The sequence below is a fragment of the Bacillus sonorensis NBRC 101234 = KCTC 13918 genome (assembly GCF_001592005.1).
Classification (GTDB): Bacteria; Bacillota; Bacilli; order Bacillales; family Bacillaceae; genus Bacillus; species Bacillus sonorensis.
The window spans coordinates 1-14,158 of record NZ_BCVZ01000022.1 but is presented as its reverse complement, the minus strand read 5'-3'; the positions used below and the strand labels follow the sequence as shown (position 1 = coordinate 14,158).

Sequence of the window (14,158 nt, the reverse complement as noted above, 5' to 3'; positions counted from 1 at the left end):
TGTTTCTTTTAACGAAGAAACGGAAATGACAAGGATATAAGGGGTGAAAGAATGTTTAAATTCAACGAGGAAAAAGGACAATTGAAATGCTCGTTTTGCGGAAAGACTCAAGATCAGGTACGCAAGCTTGTCGCCGGACCAGGCGTGTATATATGTGATGAATGCATCGAACTTTGCACGGAAATCGTAGAAGAGGAACTCGGCTCTGAAGAAGAAGTGGAGTTTAAAGATGTTCCGAAGCCGCAGGAAATCCGCGAAATTCTTGATGAATATGTCATCGGCCAGGATCAGGCGAAAAAATCGCTTGCCGTGGCCGTTTACAATCACTATAAACGGATTAATTCCAACAGCAAAGTTGACGATGTCGAGCTGTCTAAGAGCAATATTTCCATGATCGGACCGACCGGAAGCGGTAAAACGCTTCTTGCCCAGACACTGGCCCGCATCTTAAATGTGCCGTTTGCCATTGCCGACGCTACATCTTTGACAGAAGCAGGCTATGTCGGCGAAGATGTGGAAAACATTTTGCTCAAGCTGATCCAGGCGGCTGACTATGATGTAGAAAAAGCCGAAAAAGGCATCATTTACATCGATGAAATTGACAAAGTCGCGAGAAAATCGGAGAACCCGTCAATCACGCGCGATGTATCGGGAGAAGGCGTACAGCAGGCGCTGCTCAAAATCCTTGAAGGCACGGTTGCCAGCGTTCCTCCTCAAGGAGGAAGAAAGCATCCTCACCAGGAGTTCATCCAAATTGACACCACGAACATCCTGTTCATTTGCGGAGGAGCCTTTGACGGAATCGAGCAGATCATCAAACGCCGTCTCGGACAAAAAGTCATCGGTTTCGGTTCAGACAACAAGCATGAAGATCTTGACAAAGAAGCGCTGCTATCCAAAGTGCTTCCTGAAGATTTGCTTCGTTTCGGACTGATCCCTGAATTCATCGGCCGGCTTCCGATTATCGCCAGCCTTGAACCGCTGGATGAAAAAGCATTGGTTGACATTTTGACAAAACCGAAAAATGCACTTGTCAAGCAATACTCGAAAATGCTTGAACTGGATAATGTGGAGCTTGTCTTCGAAGACGAAGCCCTCAAAGAAATCGCCAAAAAAGCAATTGAACGTAAAACAGGTGCGCGTGGACTTCGTTCCATTATCGAAGGAATCATGCTTGACGTCATGTTTGATCTGCCGTCACGCGATGATATCGAAAAGTGCGTGATTACAGCAGAAACCGTTACGGATGGCGAGCCGCCGCGTCTTATTCTGAAAGACGGCACGGTCGCCGACAAAGACAAAAAAACGTCAGCTTAATGTTTAAACCCCCTGAATCCCAGGGGGTTTTTGTTTGTGCAAAATTATCCCTTTAAAACGTTTATTCCCTCCCTGAACAGGAAATACTATCTGACATACTCAGATACGAAACCATTTCAGGAGGGACCATCAGTTGAGCTGGACGAGCATTGCACTTTTTGTACAATTATTTTTCGGGATTATCATCGGATTATATTTTTGGAATTTGCTTAAAAACCAAAGAACACAAAAGGTTACGATAGACAGAGAGTCCAAAAAAGAGATGGAACAGCTCCGGAAAATGAGATCCATTCATTTATCAGAGCCTTTATCGGAAAAGGTGCGGCCGACAAGCTTTCACGACATTGTCGGCCAGGAAGACGGAATCAAAGCGCTGAAAGCCGCTCTCTGCGGTCCAAATCCTCAGCACGTGATCATCTATGGTCCTCCGGGAGTCGGGAAAACGGCGGCCGCCCGGCTTGTTTTGGAAGAAGCAAAAAAAAATAAGCGTTCTCCTTTTCAAGAGTCTTCTGTTTTTGTCGAACTTGATGCGACAACGGCCCGTTTTGACGAAAGAGGAATTGCGGATCCCCTGATCGGTTCGGTGCATGACCCGATTTACCAGGGTGCTGGAGCGATGGGGCAGGCGGGCATCCCGCAGCCGAAGCAGGGAGCTGTCACACATGCTCACGGAGGCGTTTTATTTATCGACGAAATCGGAGAGCTTCATCCTATTCAAATGAATAAAATGCTGAAGGTGCTGGAAGACCGGAAAGTGTTTTTGGAAAGTGCCTACTACAGCGAAGAAAATACGCAGATTCCGAAGCATATTCATGATATTTTTCAAAACGGACTGCCGGCGGATTTCAGGCTGATTGGCGCAACAACGAGAATGCCTGAGGAAATCCCGCCTGCGATCAGGTCGCGATGCCTTGAAGTATTTTTCCGCGACCTCGAAAAGCACGAATTAAAAACGGTCGCGAAGAAAGCGGCTGAAAAAATCAACAAGCAAGTGACAAATGAAGGGCTTGACCTTTTGACAAGCTATGCGAGAAACGGCCGTGAAGTGGTCAATATGATGCAGATCGCGGCCGGAATGGCGCTGACCGAAGATCGCGATCATGTTACACTCGAGGACATCGAATGGGTGATCCATTCGAGCCAGCTGACCCCGAAATATGAACAAAAAATCGCCGACAAGCCCCAGATCGGCATTGTAAACGGTCTTGCGGTGCACGGCCCAAACAGCGGTTCACTGCTTGAAATTGAAGTCACCGTGAATCAGGCGGCTGATAAAGGCTCGATCAATATTACCGGCATTGCCGAAGAAGAAAATATCGGCAATCAGTCAAAATCGATCCGCCGAAAAAGCATGGCCAAGGGTTCGGTGGAAAATGTCATGACGGTGCTTAGGACAATGGGTGTAAAAGCTTCAGATTATGATATTCATATCAACTTTCCCGGCGGGATCCCGGTTGACGGACCTTCGGCCGGAATCGCGATGGCGGCCGGCATTTTTTCGGCCATTCATAAAATACCGATTGATCATACGATCGCAATGACGGGTGAAATCAGCCTGCACGGCCGGGTCAAGCCGATCGGCGGCGTGATTCCGAAAATTAAAGCAGCCAAACATGCGGGCGCGAAAACCGTGATTATCCCGCATGAAAATGTTCAGTCCATACTAAAGCAAATTGACGGTATTCGGATTATTCCCGTCAAAACGCTGCAGGAAGTGCTGGACCTCTCATTGGTCAATCCGCCTTCGGAAATGCCGGGCGGCGCACAGGTCAAAAGAGAATCCGTTTAATCCTCATCACTTTCAGGTGGGGATTTTTTAGCGGCGCCCGCACGGCAAGTTTTCTTTTTGTAGGTCATCTTTTCCTTTTTCAGAAGAGAAAGAAAGGGTATACTACAGGAGACCCTTTTATTTCATGGGGCTTCCTATTGTACATGGATAAAAAAAGTGTATTATAATGTTTCTTACTAAAGTTACGGAGGTGTCAGTCAAAATGGCAGATGAAACGAAACGAAGCATCCCGCTCCTCCCTTTAAGAGGTTTACTCGTCTACCCGACAATGGTTTTGCATCTTGATGTAGGACGCGAAAAATCGGTGCAGGCGCTTGAACAGTCTATGATGAATGACCATATGATCTTTTTGGCAACGCAACGGGACATATCAATAGACGAACCGGATGAAGAAGAAATTTTTCCATTCGGAACCTATACAAAAATCAAGCAGATGCTGAAGCTGCCGAACGGAACGATCCGCGTACTGGTGGAAGGCATTCAGCGCGCCCGGATCATCGAGTACAACGATATGGATGATTATACATCTGTTACAATCGAGCGAATAGATGAAGACACAGAAAAAGATGTTGAAGATGAAGCTCTCATGCGCACCTTGCTCGACCATTTTGATCAATACATAAAGATTTCTAAAAAAATATCGGCTGAAACATTTGCGGCTGTGACAGACATAGAAGAGCCGGGCAGAATGGCCGATATCGTCGCTTCCCACCTTCCGCTGAAACTGAAGGACAAGCAGGAAGTGCTGGAAACCATCGATGTGAAAGCCAGATTAAACAAAGTGATCGATCTGATTCACAATGAAAAAGAAGTCCTGGAGATTGAGAAAAAAATCGGGCAGCGCGTCAAGCGTTCAATGGAAAGAACGCAAAAGGAATACTACCTGCGCGAGCAGATGAAAGCCATTCAAAAAGAGCTTGGGGATAAGGAAGGGAAGACGGGAGAGGTTCAAAAGCTGACGGATAAAATCGAAGAAGCCGGAATGCCCGATCATGTAAAAGAAACGGCATTCAGAGAACTGAACCGCTACGAAAAAATACCGTCAAGCTCTGCCGAAAGCTCGGTTATCCGCAATTACATCGAGTGGCTCATTTCACTTCCTTGGAATGACGCGACAGAGGACAGGCTTGATATAAACCTTGCCAGCAAAATTCTTGATGAAGAACACCACGGCCTTGAAAAAGTGAAGGAGCGGGTTCTTGAATACCTCGCTGTCCAAAAGCTGACACATTCGTTAAAAGGCCCGATTTTGTGCCTCGCCGGACCGCCTGGCGTTGGAAAAACGTCGCTTGCGAAATCGATCGCCAAATCGCTCGGACGGAAATTTGTCCGCATTTCACTCGGCGGCGTCAGAGACGAATCTGAAATCCGCGGACACCGCCGGACATATGTCGGCGCCATGCCGGGCCGGATCATTCAGGGGATGAAAAAAGCCGGCAAAATCAATCCTGTTTTTCTGCTGGATGAAATTGATAAAATGGCTTCGGATTTCAGGGGGGACCCGGCTTCCGCGATGCTTGAAGTGCTCGATCCTGAGCAAAACCATACGTTCAGCGATCATTATATAGAAGAAACGTTTGACTTATCTAAGGTTCTTTTCATCGCAACGGCGAATAATCTGGCGACGATTCCCGGCCCGCTCAGAGACAGAATGGAAATCATCACGATCGCGGGCTATACGGAAGTGGAAAAGGTTGAAATCGTCAAAGACCATCTCCTGCCTAAGCAGCTTAAGGAGCATGGACTGAAAAAATCCAATCTGCAAATTCGCGACCAGGCCGTTCTTGATGTGATCCGTTATTATACGAGGGAAGCCGGCGTCCGGAGTCTTGAACGCCAGATTGCCGCGATCTGCAGAAAGGCGGCAAAGCTGATTGTCTCTGGTGAAAGAAAAAGAATCACGGTAACAGAGAAAAATTTGGAGGACTACCTCGGCAAACGAATCTTCAGATACGGACAGGCAGAGCTTGATGACCAAATCGGCGTCGTTACAGGACTTGCTTATACAGCGGCGGGCGGGGATACGCTTTCAATTGAAGTATCGCTTTCGCCTGGGAAAGGGAAGCTGATCTTGACCGGAAAACTCGGCGATGTCATGAGGGAGTCGGCACAGGCCGCATTCAGCTATGTCCGTTCAAAAGCGGAAGAGCTGAAGATCAGTCCGGATTTTCATGAAAAACATGACATTCACATTCATGTTCCGGAAGGCGCGGTTCCAAAAGACGGCCCATCCGCAGGCATTACGATGGCGACAGCTCTCGTTTCCGCGTTGACGGGCCGTCCCGTGTCCCGCGATGTCGGCATGACCGGGGAAATTACGCTGAGAGGGAGGGTGCTTCCGATCGGCGGTCTGAAAGAAAAAACGCTGGCCGCTCACCGTGCCGGACTGAAAACTGTCATTATGCCAAAGGACAATGAAAAAGATATTGAGGACATTCCAAAAAGCGTGCGGGAAGGCTTGACTTTCGTCCCTGTCGCTCATTTGGATGAAGTCCTTCAGCATGCACTAGTGGGAGAAGAGAAATGAAAGTTACAAAATCAGAAATCGTCATCAGCGCGGTAAAACCCGAGCAGTATCCTGAAGGGGGGCTGCCGGAAATCGCGCTTGCCGGAAGATCAAATGTCGGGAAATCATCATTTATTAATACAATGATCAACCGGAAAAATTTAGCGAGAACGTCTTCAAAGCCCGGCAAAACACAGACGCTTAACTTTTATATCATCAATGATGTGCTCCATTTTGTCGATGTTCCCGGATATGGATTTGCGAAAGTGTCCAAGTCGGAGCGCGAAGCATGGGGGCGGATGATCGAAACATATTTGACATTGCGCGAAGAATTGAAAGCCGTTGTTCAAATCGTCGATCTGAGGCATGCCCCTTCAGAGGATGACGTCATGATGTATGACTTTTTAAAGCATTACGGCATCCCGGTGATCGTGATTGCGACAAAGGCGGATAAAATCCCTAAAGGAAAATGGGAAAAGCACGCCAAAGTCGTCAGACAGACATTGAATATCGAACAGGGCGACCAGCTCATTTTGTTTTCTTCGGAAACGAAAAAAGGCAAGCAGGAAGCCTGGGCTGCGATCGAACAAATGATCAACAGCTGAAGAAAAAGCACTTGCGTCCCGGATGCAAGTGCTTTTTTATGGAATAAACTATTTTCTTTTTAAGAATAATAAGAGCAGACTGACGGCAATCACGGCGGCCGGCCAGTATGCTTCAACATAGGCTGTTTCGATTTTCATCGATTGAAGCCAGGCGATGATCTGCTTGAAAAAATAGAGATATAAAGCAAAGGCGATCATCAAAAAACTTTCATATTGATATTCTTTCGTGCGAAATGATTTGACGAGAAGGGCGGCTCCGGCAATCAGGACGATCATGGCAAAATCATCGGCATGTCCGAAAAGCTCCTGTTTAAAGGAGAAATAAATCCCGATTGCGGCAAGCAGCAGGCCGGCGAAAAAATGGACGTTATCCGCTTCTTTATGTCCCTGGTACAAAAACGCCAGCCCGATGAGAGCCGCCAAAACGGACCATTCCTTTTGCCCGTCAAACAGGCTGATCTGTCCGGAGCCTAAAAGCGCGTAAATCGACACGGCGAGCAATAAACACGGAAGCAAAACAGATTTCTTTTTCAAAGTATCACCTTCTTGTTGTAGATAAACTAGAAAAGCAATTTCTACTATATCACAACATATTTTTAAAATCTGTTCACATTTTGTGAAGAGAAAATAGTGAATATATGTTATAATCGTTGTGAATAATAAATTCTATATTATAATTATTCTAATTTAGATAGGTGTTGGGGGTGCAAGCAAGAGTTATGCATATACTTGTCGTGGGATTGGATTACAAATCAGCCCCTGTTCATATACGCGAAAAATTAACCTTTCAGCCAGGCGATCTGGGGCAAGCCATGTCGCAGCTTAAAGAAGAAAAAAGCATACTTGAAAACATCATCGTGTCGACATGCAACCGTACAGAGCTATATGCAGTCGTAGATCAGCTGCACACCGGACGCTATTATATGAAAATGTTTTTGGCGAATTGGTTCGGAATGGATAAAGAAGATATTTCGCCTTACTTAAAGTTTTATGAAAATGACGGAGCCGTTGAACATCTGTTCCGCGTATCGTGCGGTCTTGATTCAATGATCATCGGCGAAACGCAGATTTTGGGCCAGGTTCGTACAAGTTTCAAGCTGGCCCAGGAAGAGAAGACGATCGGCACCGTTTTCAACTATTTGTTTAAGCAGGCTGTCACAGTCGCAAAACGCTGCCACGCCGAAACGGACATCGCTTCCAATGCCGTATCTGTCAGCTATGCCGCCGTTGAGCTTGCGAAAAAAATCTTCGGCAGCCTTTCAGATAAGCACGTGCTGATTCTCGGTGCGGGCAAAATGGGGGAGCTTGCCGTGCAAAATCTTCACGGTCAAGGAATCGGACAGGTTACGGTCATCAACAGAACGTTTTCAAAGGCAAAGGAACTGGCAGACCGCTTTTCAGGCGAGGCGAAAAGCTTAAATGAGCTGCAATGCGCCTTAACGGAAGCGGATATTCTCATCAGTTCGACGGGTGCAAACGGCTATGTCATCACGAAAGACATGATCGAACAGGTCAACAAGCTTCGGAAAGGCTGTCCGCTTTTCATGGTGGACATCGCCGTGCCGCGCGATCTTGATCCCGCTCTTCACGAAGTGGAAGGCGTGTTTTTGTATGACATTGATGATCTCGAAGGCATCGTCGAGGAAAACTTGAAAGAGCGCCAGGCCGTGGCTGAAGAGGTCGAGCTGATCATTGAGGCGGAAATCGTCGCCTTTAAGCAATGGCTGAACACGCTCGGCGTCGTTCCGGTCATATCCGCATTGAGGGAAAAAGCACTCTCGATCCAGTCAGAAACCATGCAGAGCATTGAACGGAAGCTTCCTCATTTGAGCACAAGGGAGAAAAAACTGTTAAACAAGCATACGAAAAGCATCATCAACCAGCTTTTGCGCGATCCGATTTTAAAAGTGAAAGAATTTGCTTCAGAATCGGATGCTGAGGAAAAGCTCAGCCTGTTCATGCAGATTTTCGATATTGAAGAAGCGGCTTTCCCTGATGAAAAGAAACAAGATGAGCGCCAGCTGGTTCATGGCTTTGCAAAACAAAATCAGCATGGCTTCACTTCTATCGCAAGTGAGTGACGATCATGACGGATACACTGTTAGCCAGGGTTAATGAAGCTACGATCGTCTTATATGCGCTCAGCGTTCTCTTTTATTTTATAGATTTTCTACAGCACAACCGGAAGGCAGGGAAAGCGGCCTTCTGGTTGCTTTCTATTGTCTGGATTCTTCAGACGGTCTATCTTTGCGATTTTATGTGGTATACCAAGGCGTTTCCTGTGTTGAATAATGTGCAGGGGCTTTATTTTTATGCCTGGGTGCTTGTGACGCTTTCCCTTGTATTAACAAAACTGCTGAAGGTGGATTTTCTTGTTTTTTTCACAAATGTGATCGGATTTTCCATGGTGGCGATCCATACGTTTACACCGACGGCGCAGCAGTCGGCCGAGCTTTCCGGCAGATTGGTGTCAGAGCTTCTGATCATTCACATTACGATGGCGATTCTCTCATACGGCGCTTTCTCATTGTCATTTGTCTTTTCGTTGCTTTATCTTTTTCAGTACAACTTATTGAAAAAGAAAAAGTGGGGAAAGTGGCTGTTGAGAATTGAGGATTTGTCAAAGCTTGACTACATGGCTTACGTCCTCAATATCATCGGTGTACCCATGCTCCTTTTGAGCCTGATACTCGGGATTATCTGGTCGTATGTGTCGCTGGAAACCCTGTACTGGACGGACCCGAAAGTGCTTGGTTCGATTGTGCTGCTCTTTTTATATGGATATTATTTATTTATCAGGATCGTCAAAGAGCTGCAAGGGAGGATCGCGGCCATGTGGAATACCGCGTCTTTTCTTGTTCTCTTAATCAATTTCTTTTTACTCGGCAGCTTTTCACAATTTCATTGGTTTAGTTAAATGGTTGCCCGTACGGAAGTGGGAGGAAGAACATATGAGAAACATCATCGTAGGCTCAAGAAGAAGCAAATTGGCGATGACCCAGACAAAATGGGTCATCAAAAAACTTGAGGAACTGCATCCGGATGTTACCTTTGAAATAAAGGAAATCGTTACGAAAGGCGACCGGATTTTAGACGTCACCTTGTCAAAGGTCGGCGGGAAAGGCCTTTTTGTCAAAGAAATCGAGCAGGCCATGCTCTCGGGAGAAATCGATATGGCGGTTCACAGCATGAAGGACATGCCGTCAGCGCTTCCTGAAGGCCTTGTGATCGGCTGTATTCCGAAACGGGAAGATGTCCGCGACGCGCTCATTTCGAAAGAACGCCAAAAACTGGCTGAGCTCAGGAACGGAGCGGTTGTCGGCACTAGCAGCCTGAGAAGAAGCGCACAGCTTTTGCAAATCCGTCCGGATCTTGAGATTAAATGGATCAGAGGGAATATTGATACAAGGCTGAAAAAGCTTGAAACAGACGAGTATGACGCCATTATATTGGCGGCAGCCGGCCTGTCGAGAATGGGATGGAAAGACGATGTCGTGACAGAATTTCTTGATCCGGAGAGCTGTCTTCCCGCGGTCGGGCAAGGCGCTTTGGCGATTGAATGCAGAGCTGCGGACAAAGAGCTGCTCGACCTGTTTTCCCGCCTGAATGACCGCTATACACAGCAGACTGTCATGGCTGAGCGCGCTTTTCTCCATGCGATGGAAGGCGGCTGTCAAATCCCGATTGCGGGATTTGCGACGATGACTGAAGACGATGTCATTGAACTGACAGGTCTTGTCGCTTCTCCGGACGGCAAAACGGTATTCCGCGAAAAAACGGTCGGGACTGATCCCGAGGCTGTGGGCAAAGAATGTGCCGAAAGCATGTCAAGCAAAGGAGCAAAGGCTTTGATCGACAGGGTCAAACAGGAGCTGAACGAGCATGACGCATGATCTTCCATTGCTGGGAAAGAAGGTGCTCGTCACCCGCAACAAAGCCCAGGCCCGGTCTTTTGGACAAAAGGTGAACGAATTGGGGGGAGAAGCGGTTCTCACCTCATTGATTTCGTTCCGCCCGGCTCTTTCTTCCGAACGGGCAAAGCTCTTTCAAACGGAGCTTGAGCAGGCGGACTGGCTTGTGTTTACAAGTGTAAATGGCGCTAAATTCTTTTTTTCTTACATGGAAGATCACGAAATCAGCAGGGCGGCCGCATCCCGGGCAAAAGTGGCAGCTGTCGGCGAAAAGACCGCCCGGTATTTGGAAGACAGGAATGTGCAGGTTGATCTCATCCCTAAGCTTTATGTCGCTGAACAGCTAGCAGAGGCATTGAAGCAGCAAGTCGGCCCGAACGATAAAGTCGCCGTTTTAAAAGGGAATTTATCGCGCGATGTCATAAAAGAATCCCTTTCACCGCTTGGCGTTGATATTTCTGAATGGATTTTATATGAAACCGTCCCTGACTGTGAAGGAATTCGCGAACTGAGGGAGGCAGCGGCCCGGGAATCATTTGATTTCGTAACGTTTACAAGTTCTTCTACCGTGCATACATTTATGGGCATTTTGAAAGAGGAAAGCAAAATATGGGCTGAAAACAAAACGGCTTTTATCAGCATCGGGCCTTTGACGAGAAAGGCGCTGTCTGAATACGGAATCCCTTCAGCTATGCCGGAGGTTTATACAATAGATGGAATGCTGGACATGATGTGCCGCATTTCAAGAAAAGGAGAATGACAAATGAAATCATCATTTCACAGGCACCGCCGTCTGCGGACAACCGCAGGCATGCGGCAGCTGGTAAGAGAAACCGAACTGAGAGCAACTGACTTTATATATCCGATATTTGTCACAGAAGGCGAGAATATAAAAAGTGAAGTGGAATCCATGCCTGGCGTGTATCAGCTGTCATTAGACAGACTGAGGGAAGAAGTCGAGGAAGTTGCCAGCCTGGGCATTCAATCGGTCATTGTCTTCGGTGTGCCTGAACACAAAGATGCTGTTGGAAGTGAAGCATATCATGATCACGGCATTGTCCAAAAAGCGATTTCGAAAATTAAAGAGGATTTCCCCGAGCTTGTCGTCGTTGCCGACACATGCCTTTGCGAATATACAGACCACGGCCACTGCGGCCTTGTGGAGAACGGCGAAATCTTAAATGACGAATCTCTCGTTCTATTAGCGAAAACGGCGGTCAGCCAGGCCCGCGCCGGTGCAGACATTATCGCTCCGTCCAACATGATGGACGGTTTTGTCGCCGCTATCAGGGAAGCGCTTGACGAGGAAGGATTTACAAACGTGCCGATCATGTCGTACGCTGTAAAATACGCGAGCGCGTTTTACGGCCCGTTCCGCGATGCCGCCGGAAGCAGCCCGCAGTTCGGGGACAGAAAAACTTATCAAATGGATTATGCCAATCGTTTGGAAGCCATCAGAGAGGCGAAATCCGATGTGGAAGAAGGCGCTGATTTTCTGATCGTCAAACCGACGCTCTCCTATCTGGATATTGTCCGCGAAGTGAAAAACGAATGTAATCTGCCTGTTGTCGGATACAATGTAAGCGGAGAATATGCTATGGTGAAAGCGGGAGGCCAAAACGGCTGGATCGATGAAAAAGCGCTTGTCCTTGAAATGCTGACAAGCATGAAACGGGCCGGCTGCGACTTGATCATTACGTATTTTGCCAAAGATGCGGCAAAATGGCTTGCGGAATAAGGAAATTGGACTGGAGGTTTTAGAGAATGCGGAGCTATGAAAAATCTAAAGCTGCTTTCAGGGAAGCGCAGCAGGTGATGCCGGGCGGAGTGAACAGTCCGGTTCGCGCTTTTAAATCGGTAAACATGGACCCGATTTTCATGGAGCGGGGCAAAGGGTCAAAGATCTATGATATTGACGGAAATGAATATATCGATTACGTCTTATCATGGGGGCCGCTCATTTTGGGACACAGCAACGAACAAGTGGTGAACGGCATTCAGAAGACGGCTCAATACGGGACAAGCTTCGGTGCGCCGACAAAGGTTGAAACCGAGCTTGCCAAGCTTGTCATTGAACGGGTCCCTTCCATAGAAATCGTCCGGATGGTCAGCTCTGGAACAGAAGCGACGATGAGCGCCTTGAGACTGGCACGAGGATACACGGGCCGGAATAAAATCGTGAAATTTGAAGGCTGTTACCACGGCCACGGCGATTCGCTCCTCATCAAAGCCGGCTCCGGAGTCGCGACGCTCGGTTTGCCGGACAGCCCGGGGGTTCCCGAAAGCATTGCCAAAAATACGATTACAGTCCCTTACAATGATCTTGAAAGCATGAAGCTCGTCTTTAAGGAATTCGGAGATGACATCGCCGGCGTCATCGTCGAGCCGGTCGCCGGCAATATGGGCGTCGTGCCGCCGGTTAAAGGGTTCCTTGAAGGGCTCCGCGAACTGACGGAAACATATGGCGCTCTATTGATCTTTGATGAAGTCATGACAGGCTTCAGGGTGGACTACAATTGCGCCCAAGGCTATTTCGGCGTGACGCCTGACTTGACGTGTCTCGGAAAAGTGATCGGCGGCGGGCTTCCTGTCGGCGCCTACGGAGGTAAAGCCGAAATCATGGAGAAAATCGCGCCAAGCGGACCGATTTATCAGGCAGGCACACTGTCCGGAAACCCGCTTGCGATGACGGCCGGACTTGAAACATTGAAACAGCTGACACCTGATTCCTACCGGGAATTCTCGCGCAAAGCAGACCGCCTGGAAAAAGGGATCTCCGAAGTCGCCCGGAAAAACGGCATTCCTTATACATTTAACCGCGCGGGGTCAATGATCGGCTTCTTTTTTACAAACGAGCCTGTCATTAACTATGACACTGCTAAGCGGTCGGATCTCAGCCTATTCGCCGACTATTATAAAGGAATGGCGGATGAAGGCGTGTTCCTTCCGCCATCTCAGTTTGAAGGGCTGTTTTTGTCAACCGCCCACACGGATGAAGACATTGAATATACGATCACAGCCGCTGAAAAGGTATTCAGCGCGATCAGCCGCACAAAGTAAAAGCGGACGGGGCTGCCGGCATTGCCGGCGGCCTTTTTGCATGCGCCGTTAACAATCCGGTTTTTTTTCTGTTCATATTTTGACGCTGTTTTTCATACATCTTTACTGACATCTAATTTTAAAAATTAGGTGAAGGGAGGATATCAGTTTGCCGCAAAACCATCGTTTGCAATTTTCTGTAGAAGAGTCGATCTGTTTTCAAAAAGGACAGGAAGTATCGGAATTATTATCGATATCATTGGATCCTGACATTTCGGTTCAGGAAGTGAATGATTATGTATCCATACGCGGGTCATTAGAGCTGACAGGCGAATACAACATAGATCAAACCCGGGAGTATGCTGAGCTGCCTGCGACAAGCCGATTTGTGGAAGACGTGACATTGAAGGGAGACGGAAGCGCCGAGCTGACGCATTGCTTCCCTGTTGATATTACCATTCCAAAAAACAAGGTAAGCCATTTAAACGACGTGTTTGTCTTTATTGATGCTTTCGATTATCAGCTGACAGATGCCCGCATGCTGACGATCCAGGCGGATTTGGCGATTGAAGGTCTGCTGGATGTGAGCGGGGAGGACGAAGAGAAAAAAGAGACGCACCCCCAGCCGGTTCTCGAGGAAGCGTCTCAGTATGAAGAAGAGCCTGAACCGGCGTACAGGGCTTATTCCAGCGAAGAAAAGGATGCTGATGACGCCGCGGAAAAGCCATTCTCGATTAACCTTGACAGTCCGTACGAATACCAGGAAATCGAAGAAGAGCAGGCAGACGAAGATGACGGGGAGAGCGATGAAAACACAGTCCCGATCTATCAATCGTTTCTCGGCGAATCCGAAAGTGAAGTAAAACCGTTTTTTACTGCATCACTCTCTGCCGCGGAAAGAACGAAGCGGGAACAGGAAACCCATAAGGAAGCGCCTGATAATGAAGAGCACGTAAAAGCGGAATTGGCAATGAAAGAGAGCAGAGAGGGC

11 protein-coding genes and 1 pseudogene are annotated in these 14,158 nt (G+C 47.8%); 11 read left to right on the top strand and 1 reads right to left on the bottom strand.

Features of this window, described 5'->3' with window-relative positions; genetic code table 11:
• Nucleotides 1–51 precede the first annotated feature (51 nt).
• The 4 genes from clpX to yihA all read left to right on the top strand — a co-directional run bounded on the left by clpX (nt 52) and on the right by yihA (nt 6,217).
• Nucleotides 52–1,317 (top strand): ATP-dependent protease ATP-binding subunit ClpX, encoded by a 1,266-nt coding sequence (clpX, locus tag BTR1S_RS18355; protein WP_006637875.1) that lies wholly within the window; start codon nt 52–54, stop codon nt 1,315–1,317.
• Between the two features lie 133 nt (nt 1,318–1,450).
• Nucleotides 1,451–3,106: an ATP-dependent protease LonB gene (lonB, locus tag BTR1S_RS18350; RefSeq protein WP_006637874.1), complete on the top strand. Its 1,656-nt coding sequence runs from the start codon at nt 1,451–1,453 to the stop codon at nt 3,104–3,106.
• Nucleotides 3,107–3,308: 202 nt separating this feature from the next.
• On the top strand, nt 3,309–5,633 hold the full coding sequence (lon, locus tag BTR1S_RS18345) for an endopeptidase La (protein WP_029418696.1): 2,325 nt from the start codon (nt 3,309–3,311) through the stop codon (nt 5,631–5,633).
• Nucleotides 5,630–6,217, top strand: a complete 588-nt coding sequence (gene yihA, locus BTR1S_RS18340; RefSeq protein WP_006637872.1) for a ribosome biogenesis GTP-binding protein YihA/YsxC — start codon at nt 5,630–5,632, stop codon at nt 6,215–6,217. Before lon ends, yihA begins: the two co-directional genes overlap by 4 nt.
• A 48-nt stretch (nt 6,218–6,265) precedes the next feature.
• On the opposite strand, the gene BTR1S_RS18335 is transcribed toward yihA, so the two are convergent.
• Entirely contained in the window at nt 6,266–6,751 is a 486-nt protein-coding gene (locus BTR1S_RS18335; protein ID WP_006637871.1) for a hypothetical protein, read from the bottom strand.
• 185 nt (nt 6,752–6,936) lie between these two features.
• Between BTR1S_RS18335 and hemA the strand changes: the two genes are divergently transcribed.
• From hemA to BTR1S_RS18300, 7 genes and pseudogenes are all read left to right on the top strand, one after another.
• The gene (gene hemA / locus BTR1S_RS18330) at nt 6,937–8,298 is read left to right on the top strand and encodes a glutamyl-tRNA reductase (protein ID WP_006637870.1); all 1,362 of its coding nucleotides are present in this window, start codon (nt 6,937–6,939) and stop codon (nt 8,296–8,298) included.
• A gap of 5 nt (nt 8,299–8,303) precedes the next feature.
• Complete coding sequence (locus BTR1S_RS18325; protein WP_006637869.1) at nt 8,304–9,134, top strand: cytochrome c biogenesis protein; 831 nt, start codon at nt 8,304–8,306, stop codon at nt 9,132–9,134.
• A gap of 34 nt (nt 9,135–9,168) precedes the next feature.
• On the top strand, nt 9,169–10,110 hold the full coding sequence (gene hemC / locus BTR1S_RS18320; RefSeq protein ID WP_006637868.1) for a hydroxymethylbilane synthase: 942 nt from the start codon (nt 9,169–9,171) through the stop codon (nt 10,108–10,110).
• Nucleotides 10,100–10,888, top strand: a complete 789-nt coding sequence (locus BTR1S_RS18315; protein WP_006637867.1) for a uroporphyrinogen-III synthase — start codon at nt 10,100–10,102, stop codon at nt 10,886–10,888. The genes hemC and BTR1S_RS18315 overlap by 11 nt, the downstream gene beginning before the upstream one ends.
• 3 nt (nt 10,889–10,891) lie before the next feature.
• A complete protein-coding gene (gene hemB, locus BTR1S_RS18310; protein ID WP_006637866.1) occupies nt 10,892–11,866 on the top strand; it encodes a porphobilinogen synthase in 975 nt (324 codons plus the stop codon).
• Between the two features lie 26 nt (nt 11,867–11,892).
• Nucleotides 11,893–13,188, top strand: coding sequence for a glutamate-1-semialdehyde 2,1-aminomutase (gene hemL, locus BTR1S_RS18305; protein WP_029418695.1), 1,296 nt, complete (start codon nt 11,893–11,895; stop codon nt 13,186–13,188).
• Nucleotides 13,189–13,336: 148 nt separating this feature from the next.
• Nucleotides 13,337–14,158 (top strand): annotated as a pseudogene (locus BTR1S_RS18300) (LysM peptidoglycan-binding domain-containing protein); the annotation flags it as partial.